Origin of the sequence: Vibrio sp. T9 (assembly GCF_003123985.1) — a bacterium.
GTDB classification, from domain to species: Bacteria; Pseudomonadota; Gammaproteobacteria; order Enterobacterales; family Vibrionaceae; genus Vibrio; species Vibrio diabolicus.
This window is the reverse complement of the sequence record NZ_NIGY01000192.1, coordinates 1-293: the sequence shown is the minus strand read 5'-3', so window position 1 is coordinate 293 and position 293 is coordinate 1. Positions and strand designations below refer to the sequence as shown.

The following is a 293-nucleotide window of genomic DNA, read 5'->3' as shown; positions in this document are numbered from 1 at the left end:
ACGATCACTACGACTTCCTGTTCTCGCTGTCGGACCAGTTGGCTGGCAACGGCACGGAGCACCACCAGTCCAGCGAAGACGGCCTGGGCGCCGATTACTTCACCGCCTGGAAAGAAAACGCGTCCGAGCGCGACCTGCTCGCCCACGAATACACGCATTCGTGGAACGGCAAGTTCCGTCGCCCTGCTGACCTGTGGACGCCGAACTTCAACGTCCCGATGGGCGATTCGCTGTTGTGGGTGTACGAAGGCCAGACGCAGTACTGGGGCTTCGTGCTGACCGCGCGTTCCGGC

General features: G+C 62.5%; 1 pseudogene. It reads left to right on the top strand.

The window, feature by feature from the left end:
- Window positions 1–293: pseudogene (locus CBX98_RS26055) on the top strand (hypothetical protein); the annotation flags it as partial.